Origin of the sequence: Kitasatospora cineracea, from assembly GCF_003751605.1 — a bacterium.
GTDB lineage: Bacteria > Actinomycetota > Actinomycetes > Streptomycetales > Streptomycetaceae > Kitasatospora > Kitasatospora cineracea.
In genome coordinates, this window is record NZ_RJVJ01000002.1 from 1,493,081 (window position 1) to 1,515,586 (window position 22,506).

A 22,506-nucleotide genomic window follows, 5' to 3' on the forward strand; every position below is an offset into this window, starting at 1 on the left:
TCTTCGGCGAAGGGGCCGGGCCCGCTCCACGCGGTCCGGCCCCAAAGCCTACGTTGCTGCGGCGGCGTTAGCCTACTGCCTGCTCACGGTAGCGCACGATCTTGACGAACTCGTCGGCGTCCAGGGAGGCGCCGCCGATCAGGCCGCCGTCGACGTCGGGCTTGGCCATCAGGCCGGCCGCCGACGAGGACTTCACCGAACCGCCGTACAGGACACGGACCTTGTCGGCCAGCTCGGCCCCGTACAGCTCGGCGAGCCGGGCCCGGATCGCGCCGCAGACCTCCTGCGCGTCCTCGGGGGTGGCCACCTCGCCGGTGCCGATCGCCCAGACCGGCTCGTACGCGACGACGATGCTCTCGGCGTCCGAGGCCGGGACGCCGTCGAGGGCGCCGTCGAGCTGGGCCAGGGTGTACGCGACGTGGGTGCCGGCCTTGCGGATCTCCAGCGGCTCGCCGATGCACAGGATCGGGGTGATCCCGTTGCGGTAGGCGGCCTTCACCTTGGCGTTGACGATCTCCTCGTTCTCGCCGTGGTACTGGCGGCGCTCGGAGTGGCCGATCACCGCGTAGGCGACCTTCAGCTTCGCCAGCATCGGGCCGGACACCTCGCCGGTGTAGGCCCCGCCGTCGTGCTGCGAGATGTCCTGCGAGCCGTACTTGAGCTTCAGCTTGTCGCCGTCGACCAGGGTCTGCACGGAGCGCAGGTCGGTGAACGGGACCAGGACGGCGACCTCGACGGCCGCGTAGTCCTTGTCGGCCAGCGAGAACGCCAGCTTCTGGGTGTGCTGGATGGCCTCGAGGTGGTCGAGGTTCATCTTCCAGTTGCCCGCCATCAGCGGGAGACGCTCAGTCATGATCCTTCTCAGTCCTCCAGGGCGGCGAGACCGGGGAGGGTCTTGCCCTCCAGGTACTCGAGGCTCGCGCCACCGCCGGTCGAGATGTGTCCGAACTTCGCCTCGTCGAAGCCCAGGGTGCGCACCGCCGCCGCCGAGTCGCCGCCGCCGACCACGGTGAACGCGTCGGAGTCGAGCAGCGCCTGGGCGACCGCGCGGGTGCCGTCGGCGAACGCCGGGTGCTCGAAGACGCCCATCGGGCCGTTCCAGAACACGGTCTTCGCGTCGGCGATCTTCTCCGCGAACAGCTGCGCGGTCTTCGGGCCGATGTCCAGGCCGAGCGCGCCGTCCGGGATCGCGTCCACGTCGACGACCGCGTAGTCCTCGACCGGGGCGCCGCCCTTGACGTCCGGGAAGCTGCCGGAGACCGCGGTGTCCAGCGGGACCACGAACTCCACGCCCTGCTCGGCGCCGCGCTTCAGGTAGTCCTGGACGACCGGGATCTGGTCCTCCTGGAGCAGCGAGGCGCCGACGCCGTGGCCCTGGGCCGCGATGAAGGTGTACATCATGCCGCCGCCGATCAGGATCCGGTCGGCCTTGCCGAGCAGGTTCTCGATCACGCCGACCTTGTCGGAGACCTTGGAGCCGCCGAGCACCACCACGTACGGGCGGGCCACGTCCTCGGTGAGGCGCTTGAGGACGCCCACCTCGGTGGCGATCAGGTCGCCGACCGCGTGCGGCAGCCGGGCCGGGAGGTCGTAGACGGAGGCGTGCTTGCGGTGCACCGCGCCGAAGCCGTCGCCGACGTACAGGTCCGCGAGGGCGGCCAGCTCGTCGGCGAACGCGCCGCGCTCGGCGTCGTCCTTGGACGTCTCGCCGGCGTTGAAGCGCAGGTTCTCCAGCAGCGTGACCTCGCCGTCGCCGAGGGCGGCGACGGTGGCCTTCGCGCTGTCCCCGACGGTGTCGGTGGCGAACGCCACCGGCCGGCCGAGGATCTCGCCGAGGCGGACCGCCACCGGCGCGAGGGAGAACTTCGGGTCCGGCTCGCCCTTGGGACGGCCCAGGTGCGAGGCGACGACGACGCGGGCGCCGCGCTCGACGAGCTTGGCGATGGTCGGCGCGACGGCGCGGATCCGGCCGTCGTCGGTGATGGTGTCACCGGACAGCGGCACGTTGAGGTCGGCGCGGACGAACACCCGCTTGCCGGAGACCTCCAGGTCTTCGATCGTCTTCACGGTCTTGCTCCTCAGGGGGTGGAACGGTGCGCAGACGGCGACACGACGGCGGGCCACCGGTATCGAGGGGTAGGACGGACGGGGGTGGGCGCAGCGGCAGGGCCCGGTCGGCGGTGACAGCCGTCCGGGCCCTGCCCCTCACGTCGCGTCAGCTACCGCTGGGATCAGAGCTGGTCGCCGACGAGCGAGACCAGGTTGACCAGGCGGTTCGAGTAGCCGAACTCGTTGTCGTACCAGCCGAGCACCTTGACCTGGTTGCCCTGCACCATGGTCAGCTGCGAGTCGAAGATGCAGGAGTGCGGGTCGTTCACGATGTCCGAGGAGACGATCGGGTCCTCGGTGTACGCCAGGTAGCCCTTGAGCGGGCCCTCCTGCGCGGCCTTCTGGAAGGCGGCGTTGACCTCGTCCTTGGTGACCTCGCGCTCGAGGGTGACCACCAGGTCGGTGATGGAGCCGGTCGGGACGGGGACGCGCAGCGAGGTGCCGTCCAGCTTGCCCTTGAGCTCCGGCAGGACCAGGGCGGTGGCCTTGGCGGCACCGGTCGAGGTCGGGATGATGTTCTGCGAGGCGGCGCGGGCGCGACGCAGGTCCTTGTGCGGGAAGTCCAGGGTGACCTGGTCGTTGGTGAAGGCGTGCACGGTCGTCATCAGGCCCTTGACGATGCCGAAGTTCTCATGCAGGACCTTCGCCATCGGCGCCACGCAGTTGGTGGTGCAGGAGGCGTTCGAGATGATGTCGTGCGCCGCCGCGTCGTACTTGTCCTCGTTGACGCCCAGGACGATGGTGATGTCCTCGTCGCTGGCGGGCGCCGAGATGATGACCTTCTTGGCACCGGCGGTGATGTGCTTCTTCGCAGCATCGGCCTTGGTGAAGATGCCGGTGGACTCGACGACGATGTCGGCGCCCAGCTCGGCCCAGGGAAGGTTGGCGGGGTCGCGCTCGGCGGTGACCTTGAAGGTGTGACCGTCGACGGTGATGCTGTCCTCGGTGTGCGAGACCTCGCCGGGGAAGGTACCGAGAGTGGTGTCGTACTTGAGCAGGTGAGCCAGCGTCTTGGTGTCGGTCAGGTCGTTGACACCGACGATCTCGATGTCAGCGCCCTGGGACTTGACCGCACGGAAGAAGTTGCGGCCGATGCGGCCGAACCCGTTGATGCCTACCCGGATCGTCACGAACCGATCTCCTCTTAGGTACGCCGGGCCGGAGCCCGACGGGGGTGAAATTTGGGTTGTCCCCGACCACTGCTGACCCTACCTCCCCCAAGTGTCGCAAGGCACATCGCCTCACCGGTTGGGACGGGGCGGCCCGGGTGCGCGGAAGGGGCGCGCGGAGCGGGTGCGGCGGCTGCCGCGGCCTGCTCCGCGCGCCCCCTCGGTGCGCGGTCCGACGGTTGACTTCCCGTCAGTCCCGTCAGTTCAGGGCCATCTCCTCGGTCAGGTTGGCCTCGGTGTTCGGCAGGCCGAGCTCGGCGGCCCGCTTGTCGGCCATCGCCAGCAGCCGGCGGATCCGGCCGGCCACCGCGTCCTTGGTCAGCGGCGGGTCGGCGAGCGCGCCGAGCTCCTCCAGCGAGGCCTGCTTGTGCTGCATGCGCAGCGCGCCGGCCGCGGCCAGGTGCTCGGGCACCTCCTCGCCGAGGATCTCCAGGGCGCGCTGCACCCGGGCGCCGGCGGCCACCGCGGCGCGGGCCGAGCGGCGCAGGTTGGCGTCGTCGAAGTTGGCCAGCCGGTTGGCGGTGGCCCGCACCTCGCGGCGCATCCGGCGCTCCTCCCAGGCGAGCACCGACTCGTGCGCGCCGAGGCGGGTGAGCAGCGCGCCGATCGCGTCGCCGTCGCGGATCACCACCCGGTCGACGCCGCGCACCTCGCGGGCCTTGGCCGGGATGCCGAGCCGGCGGGCCGCGCCGACCAGGGCGAGCGCCGCCTCGGAGCCGGGGCAGGTGATCTCCAGGGAGGAGGAGCGCCCGGGCTCGGTCAGCGAGCCGTGGGCGAGGAACGCGCCGCGCCAGGCCGCCTCCGCGTCGCAGGTCGCGCCGGAGACCACCGCCGGGGGCAGGCCCCGGATCGGCCGCCCTCGTCCGTCCACCAGCCCGGTCTGCCGGGCCAGCAGCTCGCCGTCCTTCACCACCCGCACCACGTACCGGCTGCCGCGTCGCAGCCCGCCGGGGGCCATCACCACCAGATCCGAGGAGTGTCCGAAGATCTCCAGGAGGTCCTTGCGCAGCCGCCGGGCCGCAATGCCGGTGTCCAGCTCCGCCTCGATCACGATGCGGCCGCTCACAATGTGCAGTCCGCCCGCAAAACGCAGGATCGCCGAGACCTCCGCCTTGCGGCAGCAGGCACGGGTGACGGGAAGCCGGGAGATCTCGTCTTTCACCGCTGCCGTCATCGCCATGGGCCGATCCTTCCATGAGTCCGGAAAATCCGGTCGTACGCCGCGGCCAAGAGCTCCGCGTCGTGTCGCGGCGTCCCGTCGTCGCGGGCCACCGAGTCGAGCACCAGTGCGGCGCCCATCCGCTCGGCGGCCTGTTCCAGGCCGGCCAGGTCGGCCAGGCCGAAGGCGCCGCCGCTGACCGCGCGCTCGTCCACCAGGATCGCATCGACCGCCAGGCCGGGGGCGTGGTCGGCGATCACCTCCAGGTGGCGCTGCGGGGTGAAGCCCTCGGTCTCGCCGGGCTGCGGGGCCAGGTTGAGGGTCAGCAGGCGGCGGGCCCGGGTCTCGGTGAGGGCCTTGGCGAGCTCGGGGACCAGCAGGTGCGGCAGCACGCTGGTGAACCAGGAGCCGGGGCCGAGCACCACCCAGTCCGCCTCCAGGACGGCCTGCACGGCCTCCGGGACGGCGGGCGGCTCGTCCGGGAGCAGCCGGATCGACTGCACGGTGCCGGGCGTGACGGCCACCGACGCCTGGCCGCGCACCGCGGACACCTCGGCGGGGCGCAGCGGGTCGTGGCCGCGCACCAGGGCCTCGATGTCGAGCGGGACGGCCGACATCGGCAGCACCCGGCCCTGCACGTTCAGCAGCCGGCCGACCCAGTTCAGCGCCTCCACCGGGTCGCCGAGCTTCTCCCACAGCGCGACGATCAGCAGGTTGCCGACCGCGTGGCCGCCGAGCTCGCCGGTGCCGGCGAAGCGCTGCTGGATCACCTCGGACCAGGTGCGGCCCCACTCGTCGTCGCCGCACAGCGCGGCCAGCGCCTTGCGCAGGTCGCCGGGCGGCAGCACGCCGAGCTCGGCGCGCAGCCGGCCGCTGGAGCCGCCGTCGTCGGCGACGGTGACCACGGCGGTCAGCTCGGTGGTCAGCCGGCGCAGCGCGGACAGCGAGGCGGACAGGCCCTGGCCGCCGCCCAGCGCGGCGATCTTCGGCACGCCGGGCCGCGGTGACTGGACGGCCCGCTCGGCAGGTCTGGTCCGGAGCTGCAGCCGCGCTGGCACGTATCCCGTCACGCCGACCCCATGTTCCTGTCTCGTGCTCGGCCGGGGCGGCGGTACGGGGGTTTCCCGGCCGCTTACTCCCGGCCCATGTCCCGGTGGACCAGCACCGTCTCGACGCCGTCCGCGATCAGACGCTTCGTCAGCTGCTCGGACATCGCCACGCTGCGGTGCTTGCCTCCGGTGCAGCCTACGGCAAGCGTCATGTAGCGCTTCCCCTCGCGGCGGTAGCCCTCGGTGATGATCCGCAGCAGCTCGGTGTAGCCGTCCACGAACTGCTGCGCCCCGGGCTGCTGGAACACGTACTCTGCCACGTCCGGGTCGGTTCCGGTACGGGCCCGCAGCTCGGGCACCCAGTGCGGGTTGGGCAGGAAGCGGCAGTCCACGACCAGGTCGGCGTCGACCGGCAGGCCGTACTTGAAGCCGAAGGACATCACGGTGGCGCGCAGCTCCGGCTCGTCCTGGCCGGCGAACTGGGCGTCCATCTTGGCGCGCAGCTGGTGCACGTTGAGGTTGGAGGTGTCGACCACCAGGTCGGCCTCGCCGCGCAGTTCGCGCAGCAGCTCGCGCTCCTGGGCGATGCCGTCGACGATCCGGCCGTCGGCCTGCAGCGGGTGCGGGCGGCGGACCGACTCGAAGCGGCGCACCAGGGCGTCGTCGGAGGAGTCGAGGAAGACGACGCGCAGCCGGACGCCGCGCTTCTCCAGCTCCTCCAGCGAGGTCAGCAGGTCGTCGAAGAAGGTGCGGCCGCGGACGTCGACCACGACGCCGATCCGCGGCACCGCGCCCTGCGAGCGGGCGCCGAGGTCGACCATGGTGGGGATCAGCGCGGGCGGCAGGTTGTCGACCACGAACCAGCCGAGGTCCTCCAGGCACTTGGCGGCGGTGGAACGGCCCGCCCCGGACATCCCCGAGATGATCACCAGCTCGGGGGTGGTCTCCCCCCCGTTGGACACTGTCACGTCTCTTCCCCGCTTCTCGGTACTGCTGTGGCCGTGCTGTCTTCGATGATCTCGCCGGTCGCGGTGTTGACCGCGAATGCGGCGGGTGTACGGGAGGCCAAGGCTGCGGCAACAGTCTCGGCGGTGCGGCGCCCGACCCCGGGCACTTCGCACAGTTCGTCGACGGTCGCCGCGCGCAGTTTCTTCAGCGAACCGAAGTGCTTGAGCAGGGCCCGGCGGCGAGTCTCGCCCAGCCCGGGGACGGAGTCCAGTTCCCCCGCCGTGAGCCGCTTGGCGCGCTTGGCCCGCTGGTAGGTGATGGCGAAGCGGTGCGCCTCGTCGCGCACCCGCTGCAGCAGGTACAGGCCCTCGCTGGAGCGCGGCAGCACCACCGGGTCGTCCTGGCCGGGCAGCCAGACCTCCTCTAGCCGCTTGGCCAGCCCGCACACCGCGACGTCGTCGATGCCCAGCCCGTCCAGCGCCCGGACGGCGGCGGCGACCTGCGGCTGTCCGCCGTCGACCACCAGCAGCTGCGGCGGGTAGGCGAAGCGCTTGGGGCGGCCGTTCTCGTCGGTCAGCGCCTCCTCGCCCTCGGCGGGCTCCTGCTCCGGCACCGCCCACTCGCCGGTCTGCTCGCGCTCCTGGAGGTAGCGGCGGAACCGGCGGGTGATCACCTCGTGCATCGAGCGGACGTCGTCCTGGCCCTCGAACGTCCTGATCTGGAAGCGCCGGTACTCGCTCTTGCGGGCCAGGCCGTCCTCGAACACCACCATGGAGGCCACCACGTCCTCGCCCTGGAGGTGCGAGATGTCGAAGCACTCGATGCGCAGCGGCACCGAGTCCAGCTCCAGGGCGTCGGCGATCTCCTGGAGGGCCCGGCTGCGGGTGGTGAGGTCGGAGGCGCGCTTGGTCTTGTGCAGGGCCAGCGCCTGCTGGGCGTTGCGCTGGACCGTCTCCATCAGGTCCTTCTTGTCGCCGCGCTGGGGGACGCGCAGGTCGACCTGGGCGCCGCGCAGGGCGGACAGCCACTCGTGCACGGCCTCCCCGGGCAGCGCGGGCACCAGCACCTCGCGCGGGACCTGCTCGCTGCCCTCGCCGTACAGCTGCTGGAGGGCGTGCTCGACCAGGCCGGCGGTGTCCACGTCCTCGACCTTGTCGGTGACCCAGCCGCGCTGGCCGCGGACCCGGCCGCCGCGGACGTGGAAGATCTGCACGGCCGCCTCGAGTTCGTCCTCGGCGACGGCCAGCAGGTCGGCGTCGGTGCCGTCGCCCAGGACGACCGCGTTCTTCTCCATCGCGCGCTGCAGCGCGCCCAGGTCGTCGCGCAGCCGGGCGGCCTTCTCGTACTCCATCTCGGCGGCGGCCTGCTGCATCTGCTGCTCGAGCCGGCGCAGGTGGTTGCCCGTCCGGCCGGCCATGAAGTCGCAGAACTCCTCGGCGAGTTCGCGGTGCTCCTCGGCGGACACCCGGCCCACGCAGGGCGCCGCGCACTTGCCGATGTACCCCAACAGGCAGGGGCGGCCGACCTGTTGGGCCCGCTTGAAGACGCCGTTGGAGCAGGTGCGGACCGGGAAGACCCGGAGCATCAGGTCGACCGTCTCGCGGATCGCCCAGGCGTGCCCGTACGGGCCGAAGTAGCGCACGCCCTTCTTGTGCGCCCCGCGCATCACCTGGACCCGGGGGTACTCCTCGTCGAGGGTGACCGCCAGCTCCGGATAGCTCTTGTCGTCCCGGTACTTGACGTTGAACCGCGGGTCGAACTCCTTGATCCAGGAGTACTCCAGCTGCAGCGCCTCGACCTCGGTGGAGACCACCGTCCACTCCACGGACGCCGCGGTGGTGACCATCGTCGCGGTGCGCGGGTGCAGGTGCGCCAGGTCCTGGAAGTACGAGGAGAGCCGCTGGCGCAGGCTCTTCGCCTTCCCCACGTAGATGACCCGGCCGTGCGCGTCGCGGAACTTGTACACCCCGGGCGAGAGCGGGATCGCCCCCGGTGCGGGGCGGTAGGTGGACGGGTCAGCCATGCCCCTACCGTACCGACTGGCGCCGACACTCCGCGGCGCCCGCCGCGGTTCGTCAGCTCTTGGTGACCTGGAGGTTCCCGTTCTGGACCGCCACCTGGTAGGTGGGCAGCGGCTTCGGCGCCGGGCCGTCCTGGACGGCGCCGTCGGCGATGCCGAACCGGCTGCCGTGGCACAGGCACTGGATCTGCTCCTTGACCACGCCGTTGACCAGGCATCCCGCGTGCGTGCACTTCGCGCTGAACGCCTTGTACTCCCCCGCCGTCGGCTGCGTCACCACGACGCCCTGCTCCCGGTAGACCTTCCCGCCGCCGACCGGGACGTCCGCGGCGGCGCCGAGGTCGACCGGGCCGGTCGTCGACTTCGCCTCGTCCTTGCCTCCACCGGAGGAGGAGCACCCGGCGGCCGTGGCACCGGCCAGCGCGACGGCCGCGCAGCACAGGACGGTACGGCGGGAGGCGGTGGGCTCGGGCATCGGGACTCCTCGGTGCGGGGAAGGGCGCCAGCAACCCAGCAACGTAGCACGCACCGACGGGTCCGCCCGGGGAGCGGCGGGCGCTCCCCGGGCGGACCCGGTGGACGGCGGGCTACTTCTTGCGGCGCTTCGCCGCGGGCGCCGCGTCCGAGACGCCCGGCAGGATGTCGCGCAGGAACTTGCCGGTGTGGCTGGCGGTGGCGGCCGCGACCTCCTCCGGAGTGCCCTCGACGACCACGCTGCCGCCGCCGGAGCCGCCCTCGGGACCCATGTCGACCAGCCAGTCGGCGGTCTTGATGACGTCGAGGTTGTGCTCGATGACGATGACGGTGTTGCCCTTGTCGACCAGCCCCTCCAGGACCTTGATCAGCTTGCTGATGTCCTCGAAGTGCAGGCCGGTGGTGGGCTCGTCCAGGACGTAGACCGTCCGCCCGGTGGAGCGCTTCTGCAGCTCGGCGGAGAGCTTGACGCGCTGGGCCTCGCCGCCGGAGAGCGTGGTCGCGGGCTGGCCGAGCCGGACGTAGCCGAGGCCGACCTCCTTGAGCGTCTTGAGGTGGCGGGCGATCGCGGGGACGGCCTCGAAGAAGTCGAGCGCCTCCTCGATCGGCATGTTCAGCACCTCGGCGATGGACTTGCCCTTGTAGTGGACCTCCAGCGTCTCCCGGTTGTAGCGGTCGCCGTGGCAGACCTCGCAGGGGACGTAGACGTCCGGCAGGAAGTTCATCTCGATCTTGATGGTGCCGTCGCCGGAGCAGTTCTCGCAGCGGCCGCCCTTGACGTTGAACGAGAACCGGCCGGGCAGGTAGCCGCGGACCTTGGCCTCCTGAGTCTCCGCGAACAGCTTGCGCACGTGGTCGAAGACGCCGGTGTAGGTGGCCGGGTTGGAGCGCGGGGTGCGGCCGATCGGCGACTGGTCGACGTGCACCACCTTGTCGACCAGGTCGGTGCCGGTGATCCGGGTGTGCCGGCCGGGGACGCTGCGGGCGCCGTTCAGCTCGCGGGCCAGGTGCGCGTACAGGATGTCGTTGACCAGCGTGGACTTGCCGGAGCCGGAGACGCCGGTGACGGCCGTGAAGGTGCCCAGCGGGAAGGCGACCGTGACGTCCTTGAGGTTGTGCTCGCGGGCGCCGTGCACCACCAGCTGGCGCTTCTTGTCCCGCGGGCGGCGGGCCGCCGGGATCGGGATGGCGCGCTTGCCGGACAGGTACTGGCCGGTCAGCGACTCCTCGTTGGCCAGCAGCTCCTTCAGCGAGCCGGAGTGCACCACCTTGCCGCCGTGCTCGCCGGCGCCGGGGCCGATGTCGACGATCCAGTCGGCGGTCTTGATGGTGTCCTCGTCGTGCTCGACGACGATCAGCGTGTTGCCGATGTCGCGCAGCCGGACCAGGGTCTCGATCAGGCGGTGGTTGTCGCGCTGGTGCAGGCCGATGGACGGCTCGTCCAGCACGTACAGCACGCCGACCAGGCCGGAGCCGATCTGGGTGGCGAGCCTGATCCGCTGGGCCTCGCCGCCGGAGAGCGTCCCCGCGGCGCGGTTGAGCGAGAGGTAGTCGAGGCCGACGTCGACCAGGAAGCGCAGCCGCTCCAGCACCTCCTTGAGCACCCGCTCGGCGATCTGCTTGTCCCGCCGGTCCAGCCGCAGCTCGCCCAGGAAGTCCGCGCAGTCGCTGATCGACATCGCGGAGACCTCGGCGATCGAGCGGTCCATCACCGTGACGGCCAGCACCACCGGCTTGAGCCGGGTGCCCTTGCAGGTCGGGCAGGGCACCTCGCGCATGTAGCCCTCGAAGCGCTCGCGGCCCGCGTCGCTCTCCGACTCGGAGTGCCGGCGCGTCACGAACGGGACGACGCCCTCGAAGGCGGTGGTGTACGAGCGGTCGCGCCCGTAGCGGTTGCGGTAGCGGACCTCGACCTGGGTCTTGTGGCCGTACAGCAGCGCCTTCTTCGCCCGGACCGGCAGGCCGGCCCACGGGAGGTCGGTGCGGAAGCCGAGCTCGCCGGCCAGCGCGTTGACCAGCCGCTGGAAGTACTCCTTGGTGGCGCCCTGCGACCAGGGGTGGATGGCGCCCTCGTCGAGCGACTTCTCCTCGTCGGGGACGAGCAGCTCCGGGTCGACCTCCATCCGGTTGCCCAGGCCCGAGCAGTCCGGGCAGGCGCCGAACGGGGAGTTGAAGGAGAAGGAGCGCGGCTCCAGCTCCTCGAAGGAGGCGTCGTCGTACGGGCAGTAGAGGTGCTCCGAGAACATCTTCTCGCGCTCGGGGTCGTCCTCCGCCAGGTCGACGAAGTCGAGCACCACCATGCCGCCGGCCAGCTTGAGGGCGGTCTCCACCGAGTCGGTGAGCCGGCGCTTGGCGCTCGACTTCACGGTGAGGCGGTCGATGACCACCTCGATCGTGTGCTTCTCCTGCTTCTTCAGCACCGGCGGCTCGGTCAGCTGGACGGTCTGCCCGTCCACCCGGGCCCGGGCGTAGCCCTTGGACTGCAGGTCGGCGAAGAGGTCGACGAACTCGCCCTTGCGCTCCCGGACCACCGGGCTGAGCACCTGGAACCGGGTGCCCTCGGGCAGCTCCAGCACCTTGTCGACGATGGCCTGCGGCGACTGCCGGGCGATCGGGCGGCCGCAGTGCGGGCAGTGCGGCTTGCCGATCCGGGCGAACAGCAGGCGCAGGTAGTCGTACACCTCGGTGATGGTGCCGACGGTGGAGCGCGGGTTGCGGTTGGTGGACTTCTGGTCGATCGAGACGGCCGGGGAGAGGCCCTCGATGAAGTCCACGTCCGGCTTGTCCATCTGGCCGAGGAACTGCCGGGCGTACGAGGAGAGCGACTCGACGTAGCGCCGCTGGCCCTCCGCGAAGATCGTGTCGAAGGCGAGGGAGGACTTGCCGGACCCGGAGAGGCCCGTGAAGACGATGAGGGAGTCCCGGGGCAGGTCGAGCGAGACGTTCTTGAGGTTGTGCTCGCGTGCACCACGGACGACGAGGCGGTCTGCCACTGCTACTGGCGCCTTTCTCCGGGTCGAAGGGGGGAGGGAGTTGAGAGCTTCATCAGTGCTTCTTCCAGGATGCGCCCGCCAGCGTACTGGCTCATTCGTTCGAATCTGAGCCTGTCCAGCCGGAGCCACCCGGACGGGTGAACGGCACCCGCGCTCGACGGTAGCGTCAACGACTGACAACCGACTCGGGCAACGCCCGGGTCCGGGTCGCACCGCCGTGCCCCGTCCCACCGACCGTCGAAAGGCACCGCCCCGATGAGCGACGCCACCACCGCAGCCGCCGCAGCCGCCGAGCAGCTGCGGGCCACCGCGGAGAGCACCGAACTGCTGCTGCACACCCTCGCCGAGCTGGAGCCCGCGCAGCTGCCCGAGCCGTCCGGACTGCCCGGCTGGACCCGCGGGCACGTGCTGACCCACATCGCCCGCAACGCGGACTCGCTGGTCAACCTCCTCACCAGCGCCCGCACCGGCGAGAACATTCCGCAGTACCCGAGCCCGGAGGCCCGGGACGCCGACATCGAGGCCGGCGCCGGGCGCCCGCTGGCCGAGCAGGTCGCCGACGTCCGGGCCAGCCAGCAGCGCTTCCAGGACGCCGCCGCCCTGCTGGCGCCCGAGCACTGGACCGTCCCGCTCACCCACCGCTCCGGCTACGTCTTCCCGGCCTGGCAGCTGCCGGTGAAGCGGCTCGCCGAGCTGGAGTACCACCACGTCGACCTGAACGCCGGCTACACCCCGGCGCACTGGCCGGAGCCGTTCGCGGTCGCCGAGTTCCGGCGGCTGGGCGCGCACTTCGGCGACCTGCCGGGCCTGCCCGCCGTGCTGCTGGTCGCCGAGGACGCCGGGCTGGAGGCCCGGCTCGGCGGCGGCGACGGCGGCGACGGCGACAAGCCCGGGCTGGTCGCGGAGGGCCCGGTGCGGGCGCTCACCGGCTGGCTGTCCGGCCGCTCGAACGGGGACGGCCTGCAGGTCCACCGCGGTGACGAGGGCCTGGTCGACCCCCGCACGGCGCTGCCCGAGCTCCCCCCGATGGGATGATGGGACCGGTTGACGGGAGAACCCCCAGCGGCGAGCGAGGAGCGGCGTGATGACGTACCACGGAGCGGTGAAGGTCGGCGGGGCGCCGGACGTCCGGGAGCTGGCCCACCTGATCGTCACCAAGGTGGCGGTCGGCCCGCACGACAACAACGCCTACCTGCTGCGCTGCCGGGCCACCGACGAGCAGCTGCTGATCGACGCCGCCGCCGACGCCCCGGTGCTGCTGGAGACCGTCGGCCCCCGGCTGGCCGCGGTGGTCACCACCCACCGGCACCGCGACCACTGGGGCGCGCTGGCCGAGGTGGTGGCCGTCACCGGGGCCCGCACCGTGGCCGGGCGGATCGACGCGGAGGGCATCGACGTGCCCACCGACCTCCCGCTGGAGGACGGCTCGGTGCTCCGGTTCGGGCAGATCGAGCTGACCGTCCGCCACCTGGTGGGCCACACCCCGGGCGCGATCGTGCTGGTCTACGACGACCCGCAGGGCCACCCGCACCTGTTCACCGGCGACTGCCTGTTCCCCGGCGGGGTGGGCAACACCTGGGGCGACCCGGCCGCCTTCGACTCGCTCCTCCGGGACGTCACCGAGAAGATCTTCGACCGGCTCCCGGACGAGACCTGGGTCTACCCCGGCCACGGCGACGACACCACGCTGGGCGCCGAGCGCCCGCACCTGCCGGAGTGGCGCGAGCGCGGCTGGTGAGCCGCACGCCCGAGGGCCCCCGCCGGACGACTCCGGCGGGGGCCCTCGGGCGCGTGCGGGATCAGGCGTCGATCTTCTCCGGCTCCGCGGCCTCCTCGGCCGCCTGCTTCTTCGCGGCGACCAGGCTGGTGACGGTGGTGACCGCCAGGGTCAGCACGATGAAGGCCAGCGAGACCGGGATGCTGATCTCCGGCACGTGCACGCCGCTCTCGTGCAGCGCGTGCAGCACCAGCTTGACGCCGATGAAGCCGAGGATCACCGACAGGCCGTAGGAGAGGTGGACCAGCTTCTTCAGCAGGCCGCCGATCAGGAAGTACAGCTGGCGCAGGCCCATCAGCGCGAAGGCGTTGGCGGTGAAGACGATGTACGGGTCCTGGGTGAGGCCGAAGATGGCCGGGATCGAGTCCAGCGCGAACAGCACGTCGGTGGTGCCGATCGCCAGCATCACGATCAGCATCGGGGTGACCAGCCGGCGGCCGTTCTCCCGGACGAAGAGCTTGGTGCCGCGGTAGTCGCCGGTGGCCGGGACGCGCCGCTGGACCGACTTGAGCAGGCGGTTCTCCTCGAACTCCTCCTCCTCGTCGGCCCGGGCCTCCTTGATCAGCTTCCAGGCCGTCCAGACCAGGAAGGCGCCGAAGAAGTAGAACACCCAGGAGAACTCGGAGACCAGCGCCGCACCACCGGCGATGAAGACCGCCCGCAGCACCAGGGCGATGATCACGCCGAACATCAGCACCCGCTGCTGGTAGATCCTCGGCACCGCGAACTTGCCCATGATCAGGATGAACACGAACAGGTTGTCGACGCTGAGCGACTTCTCGGTGATGTAGCCGGCGAAGAACTCACCGGCCGGCTTCCCGCCGCCGTGCCACCAGAGGAAGCCGCCGAACAGCGCGGCCAGCGCCACCCAGACCGCCGTCCAGATGCCGGCCTCCTTGACGGAGACCTCGTGCGGCTTGCGGCCGCCGATGAAGAAGTCGGCCACGATCAGGGCGATCAGCACCGCGATGGTGCCGGCCCACAGGCCCGCGGATACGTCCATGTCTGCTCCTCCGGCAGATAGGCGAACACTCGTCACTGCCGGAGGTCTCTTCCGCCGCGCGGCCCGCACCCGGCGGGCGCCGCACGGCCAGCGCCCCGGGACGCCGCGATGGGCGCCCGTGATGACGGGGTCGCTGAACGGGGAATACTCCCCTCCGCTCCCAGAAGGTTAACAGGAAGCCCAAGGGAAGGTAAAGAAGGTAAAGAACTCCCTCTGTCGAGCGGTCGGCTGATCGGGCGTCAGGTCCCGGAGCGGGGGTCCCGGATCCCGGATCAGAGGAAGGGCTCGATGAAGGGCAGCATGTCCCGGAAGGTGCGGCCGCTGGCGGGGGCGCCGATCGCGGTCATCTTCCAGCCGCCCTCGCCGTCCCGCTCGACCTTGGCCATGATCTGCCCGGTGTGCGGCCCGCCGCCGGTCAGCTCGTAGCGGGCCAGCTCCTTGCCGGTGGTCTCGTCGACCAGCCGGCAGTGGGCGTTCTGGACCTCCATGAAGTTCTGGCCGGTGTACGAGCTGACGGTGAAGACGATCTGGGTGACCCGGCGGGGCACCTTGGTCAGGTCGACCATGATGCTCTCGTCGTCGCCGCCCGCCCCGGCCCCGCCGACCAGGTTGTCGCCGGTGTGCCGGACCGAGCCCTCGTTGCTGACCAGGTGGGAGAAGAACACCACGTCGCTCATCACCTTGCCGTCGTACAGCAGGGCGGACGCGTCGAGGTCGATCTCCTTGGGGCGGCGGCTGAAGAAGCCGCGCTTGCCGGGGGCCGACTTCCATCCGAGGCCCATCCGGACCACGGACAGAGTCTCGCCGGTGGACTTCAACAGGCTCACGCTCTGGCCCTTGGCCAGGTTCACGGACACGCTGCCGACCTCTGCTTCCTCCGGGCCCCGCCCGGCGTCCTGTCGCACGTCCGGCCGTACCCGGAACGTCCTGGCCCCGGGCAGACCGCGCCCCACCCTACGCCGCCGTTCCGCCCTCGCGCCGCCCCTGCGGCGGGGAACGGGCGGGCTGTGGCCAAACTACGACACAGCGCCCCCGGCCGGGCGGAGAATCGGCCGCGCCCGACCGGAGGTGACGCCGGATCAGGCCATCCCGGCCTCGCGCATCTGCCGCAGCTCGCGCTTGAGCTCCTTGACCTCGTCCCGCAGCCGGGCCGCCACCTCGAACTGCAGCTCGGCCGCGGCGGTGTGCATCCGGTCGGTCATGTTCTGGATCAGCTCGGCGAGCTCGGCCGCGGGCAGGCTCTTGGCGGGCTTGCGGTCGATGCCCAGCGCCGGGACCGGCGCCTTGCCCTTGCCCTGCTGCCGGTACCCGGTGGCGAGCAGCTCCTCGGTGTCGACGTCCTCCCCCGCCATGGTGGAGAGCAGGTCGCCGATCTTCTTCCGCAGCGGCTGCGGGTCGATCCCGTGCTCCTCGTTGTACGCCTGCTGGACGGCGCGCCGGCGGTTGGTCTCGCTGATCGCCAGGTCCATCGCCGGGGTGATCTTGTCCGCGTACATGTGCACCTGGCCGGACACGTTGCGCGCCGCGCGGCCGATGGTCTGGATCAGCGAGGTGCCGGAGCGCAGGAAGCCCTCCTTGTCCGCGTCCAGGATCGCCACCAGCGAGACCTCGGGCAGGTCGAGGCCCTCGCGCAGCAGGTTGATGCCGACCAGCACGTCGTACTCGCCGGCCCGCAGCTCGCGCAGCAGCTCGATCCGGCGCAGGGTGTCGACGTCGCTGTGCAGGTAGCGGACCCGGATGTCGAGGCCGAGGAAGTAGTCGGTGAGGTCCTCGGCCATCTTCTTGGTGAGCGTGGTGACCAGGACCCGCTCGTCCTTCTCCACCCGCTGCCGGATCTCGTGCACCAGGTCGTCGATCTGGCCCTCGGTCGGCTTGACGATCACCTCGGGGTCGATCAGGCCGGTCGGGCGGATGATCTGCTCGACCTGGCCGTCGCCGCGGGCCAGCTCGTACTTGCCCGGGGTGGCCGACAGGTAGACGGTCTGGCCGATCCGCTCCTGGAACTCCTCCCACTTCAGCGGCCGGTTGTCCATCGCCGAGGGGAGCCGGAAGCCGTGCTCGACCAGCGTGCGCTTGCGCGAGGCGTCCCCCTCATACATCGCGCCGATCTGCGGGACGGTGACGTGCGACTCGTCGATGACCAGCAGGAAGTCGTCCGGGAAGTAGTCGAGCAGGGTGTTCGGCGGGGAGCCGGGCTCGCGGCCGTCGAAGTGCATCGAGTAGTTCTCGACGCCCGAGCAGGTGCCGATCTGGCGGAGCATCTCGATGTCGTACGTGGTGCGCATCCGCAGCCGCTGGGCCTCCAGCAGCTTGCCCTGCTTCTCCATCCGGGCCAGGCTCTGCTCCAGCTCGGCCTCGATCCCGGTGATCGCCCGCTCCATCCGCTCCGGGCCGGCCACGTAGTGCGAGGCGGGGAAGACGTGGATCGAGTCGTCCTGGCTGATCACCTCGCCGGTCAGCGGGTGCAGCGTGTACAGCGCCTCGATCTCGTCGCCGAACATCTCGATCCGGACGGCGAGCTCCTCGTACACCGGGAAGATCTCGATCGTGTCGCCGCGGACCCGGAAGGTGCCGCGGGTGAACGCCAGGTCGTTGCGGGTGTACTGGATGTCGACGAAGCGGCGCAGCAGGGCGTCCCGGTCGACCTCCTCGCCGACCTTGAGCCGGACCATCCGGTCCACGTACTCCTGCGGGGTGCCGAGGCCGTAGATGCAGGAGACCGAGGCCACCACGATCACGTCCCGCCGGGTGAGCAGGCTGTTGGTGGCGGAGTGGCGCAGCCGCTCGACCTCCTCGTTGATCGAGGAGTCCTTCTCGATGTAGGTGTCCGTCTGCGGGACGTACGCCTCGGGCTGGTAGTAGTCGTAGTACGAGACGAAGTACTCGACCGCGTTGTTCGGCAGCAGCTCGCGGAACTCGTTCGCCAGCTGGGCGGCCAGCGTCTTGTTCGGCGCCATCACCAGGGTGGGGCGCTGCAGCTTCTCGATCATCCAGGCCGTGGTGGCCGACTTGCCGGTGCCGGTCGCGCCGAGCAGGACGACGTCCTTCTCGCCGGCGCGGACGCGGCGCTCCAGCTCGGCGATGGCCGCCGGCTGGTCACCGTTGGGCTGGTAGGGACTGACGACCTCGAAGGGCGCCACGGACCGCTCGATACTCGTGATGGGACGCACGCCCCCCACCGTACGACCGGCCACCGACAGAGCGGGTGCTACTTGGCGGAGTCCCGGGCCAGCGCCACCAGTCGGGAGACCGCCCGCAGGTACTTCTTGCGGTAGCCGCCGCGCAGCATCTCCTCGGTGAACACCTGGTCGAACGGCACGCCGGAGGCGGTGACCGGCAGCTCGCGGTCGTACATCCGGTCGGCCAGCACCACCAGGCGCAGCGCGGTCGACTGGTCGTCGACCTGGTGCACCCCGCGCAGGAACACCGCGCCGACCTCGTCCAGCAGCGCGCCGTACCGGCTGGGGTGCACCTCCTTCAGGTGTTCCAGCAGCGCGTCGAAGTCGTCCAGCGAGGCGCCCGGGGTGCGGGCCGCGCGGGCGGTCACCTCGGCGTCGTCGTACGGCGGCGGGGCGTCCGGCAGGCCGCGGTGGCGGTAGTCCTGGCCGTCGATCCGCACCGGGCGGAAGTGCGCGGACAGGCCCTGGATCTCCCGCATGAAGTCGGCGGCGGCGAACCGGCCCTCACCGAGCTTCTCCGGCAGCGTGTTCGAGGTCGCGCACAGCTTGACGCCGTTCTCCACCAGCTTGCCGAGCAGCGTCGACACCAGCACGGTGTCGCCCGGGTCGTCCAGCTCGAACTCGTCGATGCACAGCAGCCGGTGCGAGCTGAGCGTGCGCACCGCGCCCTGGAAGGTCAGCGCGCCGACCAGGTTGGTCAGCTCGACGAACGTCCCGAACGCCTTCGGCCCGGGAACCGCGTGCCACAGCGAGGCCAGCAGGTGCGTCTTGCCGACGCCGTACCCGCCGTCCAGGTAGATCCCGGCCGGCCCGGTGGGCGCGGGCGCCGAGCGCCGGAACCAGCCGCGCCTGGGCGGCTCGGCGGCGCTGTTCAGCCCGGCGGCGAAGGACTCCAGGATCTGGACGGCCTCGTACTGGCTCGGCTGCGCGGAGTCCGGCAGGTAGCTGCCGAAGCTCACCCCGGCGAAGCGCGGCGGCGGCACCATCTCCGCGACCAGCCGTTCGGCCGGTACCACCGGACGCCGATCGGACAGGGCTATCGCGGTATGAATATCGGACTCCGAGGCTGCAGACACGAGACAACAGGGTACTCGCGCCGGAAGACCCGCCGCTTCCGCCTGCGAGACTCGGACCCATGAGGCAACTGATCGGCGAGACCCCCGGCACCCCCGGCAGCCTGGAGTGGCTGGCGCAGGCGTACGCGTACCCGGACGACGGGGCGTGGCTGCGGGCGAACATGGTGACCTCGTTGGACGGTGCGGCCCGGTTGGACGGCCTCTCGGAGGGGCTGTCCGGAGAGGCGGACAAGCGGATCTTCGGGGTGCTACGGGCGCTGTGCGACGTGGTGCTGGTGGGGGCCGAGACGGTGCGGGCCGAGGGGTACCGGCCGGCGCGGGCCCGGCCCGACTTCGCGGAGCGGCGGGCGGCCGCGGGCCAGTCGCCGGCGCCGGTGATCGCGGTGGTGTCGCGCAGCCTGGAGCTGGACCTGTCGGCGCCGCTGTTCACCGAGCCGCTGGTGCCGACGGTGGTGGTCACCACCGTCGACGCGCCGCCCGGGAAGCTCGCCCGGGTCGCCGCCGCAGCCGATGTGATCACCGCAGGAACGGGCTCGGTGGACCTCCCCCGGGCGGTGGCCGCGCTCACGGAGCGTGGTTGGCGCCGGCAGCTCTCGGAGGGCGGTCCCCACTTGCTCGGTCAGCTCGCGGAGGGCGGCGTGCTGGACGAGTTGTGCCTGTCGGTGGCGCCCCTGGTGACGGCGGGTGATTCACCGAGGATCGTGAACGGGCCGGGAATCCCGGACGCCCGGCCGATGCGGCTGGTGTCATTGATCGAGGAGAAAGGTTTCCTCTTCACCCGCTATCTGCGGCCGACCGATCCGGACCGCTCCCCGAGCGTCCCCGCCCGCACCTGAGACACATCCTGACCGATGTGGATCATGTGATCGCTGTGGCGCGTGTGCAGCGTGAGGAATCCTTCCTCCGGGCACTATGAAGGAGGGGAGCAGGGAGCCGGACCCGGGGGCCCGCACCAGCGAAGGGACTCACGTGTTCAAGACCGTACTGATGATCGAAAAGGCGCTCTCCGACGCCGACGTGGAACTGGTCACCACGCTCCACGGCGAGGAGAAGGTCTCCTTCGTCGTCCTGATGCAACCCCGCGGCAAGCAGGACGAGTTGCTGCGCGCCCTGGACGACGTGGCCCTCGGCCATCTGGACAAGGCGGTGCACGAGCACGACGAGGGCGAGGAGGAGGCGCCGACCCTCGCGGGCGAGTCCCTCGAGCACAGCCTGCGCCACCTGCAGCGGGCCGGCGCGGAGGCGGTCGGCGAGGTGGTCGGGGCGCACCCGCTGGTGCGGCTGCGCGAGGTGGTCGAGGAGAACCGGGCCGACGAGGTGCTGGTGCTGACCTCGCCGCACTTCGTCGAGGAGTTCTTCCACCGGGACTGGGCCTCCCGCGCCCGGCACGAGGTCGGCGTCCCGGTGCTGAAGCTGTTCGCCAGCGAAGCCTGACCGGTCTCCCGGTTAGGGCAGAATCGTCCCGTGCGTTCTGTACGTACAGAACGCACGGGACGCCCCGCTTCCGCCACTCACGCCCGTACGGAGCCAGCCTTGAACGACGCCGCCCACGACCTGCACGCCCCGCACTTCATCGGCATCGGCGGCGCCGGCATGTCCGGCCTGGCGAAGATCCTCGCGGTGCGCGGCGCGACCGTCTCGGGTTCCGACGCGAAGGAGTCGGAGACCGTGCGGGCGCTGCGCGAGCTGGGCGCGACGGTGTTCGTCGGGCACGCCGCGGAGCACCTGCCGGCCGGGACCAGCAGCGTGGTGGTCTCCAGCGCGATCCGCGCCGACAACCCGGAGCTGGTGGCCGCGCGGGAGCGCGGCGTCCCGGTGGTGCACCGCTCGGACGCGCTGGCGGCGCTGATGGGCGGGCGCCGGGCGCTCGCGGTGGCGGGGACGCACGGCAAGACCACGACCACCTCGATGCTGGCCGTCAGCCTGGGCGAGCTGGGCCTGGAGCCCTCGTACGCGATCGGCGGCGACCTGGACGCGCCGGGGTCGAACGCGCACCACGGGGCGGGCGAGATCTTCGTCGCGGAGGCGGACGAGAGCGACCGCAGCTTCCACAAGTACGCGCCCGAGGTGGCGATCGTGCTGAACGTGGAGCTGGACCACCACGCCAACTACGCGTCGATCGAGGAGATCTACGAGTCCTTCGAGACCTTCGTCGGCCGGATCCAGCCCGGCGGCACCCTGGTGGTCTCGGCCGACCACGAGGGCGCCCGCGAGCTGACCCGCCGGGTGGCGGGCCGGGAGGGCCTGAACGTGGTGACGGTCGGCGCCGCCGAGGACGCCGACCTGCGGGTGCTGAAGGTCGCGGCGCACGGCATGACCAGCGAGGTGACGGTCGAGCTGGGCGGCGAGCCGCTGACCTTCACCGTCTCGGTGCCCGGCCGGCACTACGCGCACAACGCGGTCGCGGCGCTCGCCGCGGGCGTCGCGCTGGGCGTCCCGGCCGAGGGGCTGGCGAAGGCGCTGGGCGCGTACACCGGGGTGCGGCGGCGGCTGCAGCTCAAGGGCGAGGCGCGCGGCGTGCAGGTGATCGACTCCTACGCGCACCACCCGACCGAGATGGCCGCCGACCTGGAGGCGATCCGGGAGGCGGCGGGCCCGGGCCGGGTGCTGGTGGTGTTCCAGCCGCACCTGTTCTCGCGCACCCAGCAGCTGGCCGAGGAGATGGGGCAGGCGCTGGCGCTGGCCGACGCCTCGGTGGTGCTGGACATCTACCCGGCCCGCGAGGACCCGATCCCCGGCGTCACCGCCGAGCTGATCATCGACGCGGCCCGCCGGGCCGGTGCCGACGTCCGCGCCGAGCACGACTTCGCGGCCGCCCCGGCGCTGCTGGCCGCGATGGCCGCCCCCGGCGACCTGGTGCTGACCATGGGTGCGGGCGACGTCACGAACCTGGGCCCGGAAATTCTGGCCGCCCTGGCGGACGTTGCACCTGCTGTCTGAGACCGCTCGGTGAACGGAGGGCGGGAGAAGGAGCGGGTCGAGGGCCGAGTCCGGGCGGTGCCGACGAGGGAGCCGTGGCGGAGCCACGGCGACCGAGGAGAAGCCGTCCGGACGACAGCCATCGGCACGCGACGCCGCCCTCCGTCCACTGAACGGTCCGAAGTCCCCGTTCCGAGCTGGAGAGCTGGAGAGTCGCCGTGAGCTACGAGGTCCAGAAGTCCGACGCCGAGTGGCGCGCCGAGCTGACGCCGGAGGAGTACCACGTGCTCCGCGAGGCCGGCACCGAGCGGCCGTTCGTCGGCGAGTACACCGACACCAAGACGGTCGGCGTCTACAGCTGCCGGGCGTGCGGCGCCGAGCTGTTCAGCAGCGAGACCAAGTTCGACAGCCACTGCGGCTGGCCGTCCTACTACGCCCCGCTGGCCGGCGACTCAGTGGAGTACCTGGAGGACAGCAGTCTCGGCATGCGCCGGGTCGAGGTGCGCTGCAAGAAGTGCGGCAGCCACCTCGGGCACGTCTTCGAGGGCGAGGGGTACGGCACCCCGACCGACCAGCGCTACTGCATCAACTCGATCTCGCTGACGCTGAAGCCCGCCGAGTAGGGCCCGGG

19 protein-coding genes are annotated in these 22,506 nt (G+C 71.4%); 6 read left to right on the forward strand and 13 right to left on the reverse strand.

All coding sequences use genetic code 11. The features are described from left to right. Positions 1-67: 67 nt before the first annotated feature. The 9 genes from tpiA to uvrA all read right to left on the reverse strand — a co-directional run bounded on the left by tpiA (position 68) and on the right by uvrA (position 11,921). Positions 68-853 (reverse strand): triose-phosphate isomerase, encoded by a 786-nt coding sequence (tpiA, locus tag EDD39_RS32860; protein ID WP_030459654.1) that lies wholly within the window; start codon positions 851-853, stop codon positions 68-70. 8 nt (positions 854-861) lie between these two features. Continuing rightward, complete coding sequence (locus EDD39_RS32865; protein WP_123563002.1) at positions 862-2,067, reverse strand: phosphoglycerate kinase; 1,206 nt, start codon at positions 2,065-2,067, stop codon at positions 862-864. Between the two features lie 164 nt (positions 2,068-2,231). Then, positions 2,232-3,239 carry a type I glyceraldehyde-3-phosphate dehydrogenase gene (gene gap / locus EDD39_RS32870; RefSeq protein WP_123563004.1) on the reverse strand — a complete coding sequence of 336 codons (1,008 nt, stop codon included), beginning with the start codon at positions 3,237-3,239 and terminating at the stop codon, positions 2,232-2,234. A gap of 238 nt (positions 3,240-3,477) precedes the next feature. Beyond that, positions 3,478-4,458, reverse strand: coding sequence for a DNA-binding protein WhiA (gene whiA, locus EDD39_RS32875; RefSeq protein ID WP_014138611.1), 981 nt, complete (start codon positions 4,456-4,458; stop codon positions 3,478-3,480). After that, positions 4,449-5,483 (reverse strand): gluconeogenesis factor YvcK family protein, encoded by a 1,035-nt coding sequence (locus EDD39_RS32880; RefSeq protein ID WP_123563479.1) that lies wholly within the window; start codon positions 5,481-5,483, stop codon positions 4,449-4,451. The genes whiA and EDD39_RS32880 overlap by 10 nt, the downstream gene beginning before the upstream one ends. Positions 5,484-5,569: 86 nt before the next feature. Continuing rightward, positions 5,570-6,448, reverse strand: coding sequence for an RNase adapter RapZ (rapZ, locus tag EDD39_RS32885; protein ID WP_030459657.1), 879 nt, complete (start codon positions 6,446-6,448; stop codon positions 5,570-5,572). Positions 6,449-6,450: 2 nt separating this feature from the next. Continuing rightward, positions 6,451-8,457 (reverse strand): excinuclease ABC subunit UvrC, encoded by a 2,007-nt coding sequence (gene uvrC / locus EDD39_RS32890; RefSeq protein WP_123563006.1) that lies wholly within the window; start codon positions 8,455-8,457, stop codon positions 6,451-6,453. A 52-nt stretch (positions 8,458-8,509) separates the two neighbouring features. Then, positions 8,510-8,929 carry a Rieske (2Fe-2S) protein gene (locus EDD39_RS32895; RefSeq protein WP_123563008.1) on the reverse strand — a complete coding sequence of 140 codons (420 nt, stop codon included), beginning with the start codon at positions 8,927-8,929 and terminating at the stop codon, positions 8,510-8,512. Between the two features lie 112 nt (positions 8,930-9,041). Further along, positions 9,042-11,921 (reverse strand): excinuclease ABC subunit UvrA, encoded by a 2,880-nt coding sequence (gene uvrA / locus EDD39_RS32900; protein ID WP_123563010.1) that lies wholly within the window; start codon positions 11,919-11,921, stop codon positions 9,042-9,044. Positions 11,922-12,176: 255 nt separating this feature from the next. Here uvrA and EDD39_RS32905 point away from each other — a divergent pair, with 255 nt between their 5' ends. Then, positions 12,177-12,956: a maleylpyruvate isomerase family mycothiol-dependent enzyme gene (locus EDD39_RS32905; RefSeq protein WP_123563012.1), complete on the forward strand. Its 780-nt coding sequence runs from the start codon at positions 12,177-12,179 to the stop codon at positions 12,954-12,956. 49 nt (positions 12,957-13,005) lie between these two features. Continuing rightward, positions 13,006-13,659 carry an MBL fold metallo-hydrolase gene (locus EDD39_RS32910; RefSeq protein WP_123563014.1) on the forward strand — a complete coding sequence of 218 codons (654 nt, stop codon included), beginning with the start codon at positions 13,006-13,008 and terminating at the stop codon, positions 13,657-13,659. Positions 13,660-13,720: 61 nt separating this feature from the next. On the opposite strand, the gene EDD39_RS32915 is transcribed toward EDD39_RS32910, so the two are convergent. The 4 genes from EDD39_RS32915 to zapE form a co-directional block, all read right to left on the reverse strand. Continuing rightward, positions 13,721-14,701 (reverse strand): TerC family protein, encoded by a 981-nt coding sequence (locus tag EDD39_RS32915; RefSeq protein WP_123563016.1) that lies wholly within the window; start codon positions 14,699-14,701, stop codon positions 13,721-13,723. Positions 14,702-14,973: 272 nt separating this feature from the next. Beyond that, entirely contained in the window at positions 14,974-15,558 is a 585-nt protein-coding gene (locus EDD39_RS32920; protein WP_030459664.1) for a TerD family protein, read from the reverse strand. A gap of 222 nt (positions 15,559-15,780) precedes the next feature. Then, entirely contained in the window at positions 15,781-17,871 is a 2,091-nt protein-coding gene (uvrB, locus tag EDD39_RS32925) for an excinuclease ABC subunit UvrB (RefSeq protein WP_123563018.1), read from the reverse strand. A gap of 38 nt (positions 17,872-17,909) precedes the next feature. Continuing rightward, positions 17,910-18,956, reverse strand: coding sequence for a cell division protein ZapE (zapE, locus tag EDD39_RS32930; RefSeq protein WP_162870283.1), 1,047 nt, complete (start codon positions 18,954-18,956; stop codon positions 17,910-17,912). A 59-nt stretch (positions 18,957-19,015) separates the two neighbouring features. Between zapE and EDD39_RS32935 the strand changes: the two genes are divergently transcribed. The 4 genes from EDD39_RS32935 (at position 19,016) to msrB (ending at position 22,498) form a co-directional block, all read left to right on the forward strand. After that, the gene (locus EDD39_RS32935; protein WP_123563020.1) at positions 19,016-19,792 is read left to right on the forward strand and encodes a pyrimidine reductase family protein; all 777 of its coding nucleotides are present in this window, start codon (positions 19,016-19,018) and stop codon (positions 19,790-19,792) included. 133 nt (positions 19,793-19,925) lie between these two features. Next, positions 19,926-20,390 (forward strand): indole-3-glycerol phosphate synthase, encoded by a 465-nt coding sequence (locus EDD39_RS32940; protein ID WP_123563022.1) that lies wholly within the window; start codon positions 19,926-19,928, stop codon positions 20,388-20,390. A gap of 99 nt (positions 20,391-20,489) precedes the next feature. Beyond that, entirely contained in the window at positions 20,490-21,896 is a 1,407-nt protein-coding gene (gene murC / locus EDD39_RS32945) for a UDP-N-acetylmuramate--L-alanine ligase (RefSeq protein WP_123563024.1), read from the forward strand. A gap of 197 nt (positions 21,897-22,093) precedes the next feature. Next, positions 22,094-22,498 (forward strand): peptide-methionine (R)-S-oxide reductase MsrB, encoded by a 405-nt coding sequence (gene msrB, locus EDD39_RS32950; protein ID WP_123563026.1) that lies wholly within the window; start codon positions 22,094-22,096, stop codon positions 22,496-22,498. Positions 22,499-22,506: the final 8 nt, after the last annotated feature.

Coding starts and splice junctions, on each gene's coding strand:
- tpiA (WP_030459654.1), bottom strand. CDS start 853: ATGACTGAGCGTCTCCCGCTGATGGCGGGCAACTGGAAGATGAACCTC.
- whiA (WP_014138611.1), bottom strand. CDS start 4,458: ATGGCGATGACGGCAGCGGTGAAAGACGAGATCTCCCGGCTTCCCGTC.
- uvrC (WP_123563006.1), bottom strand. CDS start 8,457: ATGGCTGACCCGTCCACCTACCGCCCCGCACCGGGGGCGATCCCGCTC.
- EDD39_RS32895 (WP_123563008.1), bottom strand. CDS start 8,929: ATGCCCGAGCCCACCGCCTCCCGCCGTACCGTCCTGTGCTGCGCGGCC.
- EDD39_RS32905 (WP_123563012.1), top strand. CDS start 12,177: ATGAGCGACGCCACCACCGCAGCCGCCGCAGCCGCCGAGCAGCTGCGG.
- EDD39_RS32910 (WP_123563014.1), top strand. CDS start 13,006: ATGACGTACCACGGAGCGGTGAAGGTCGGCGGGGCGCCGGACGTCCGG.
- EDD39_RS32915 (WP_123563016.1), bottom strand. CDS start 14,701: ATGGACGTATCCGCGGGCCTGTGGGCCGGCACCATCGCGGTGCTGATC.
- EDD39_RS32935 (WP_123563020.1), top strand. CDS start 19,016: ATGAGGCAACTGATCGGCGAGACCCCCGGCACCCCCGGCAGCCTGGAG.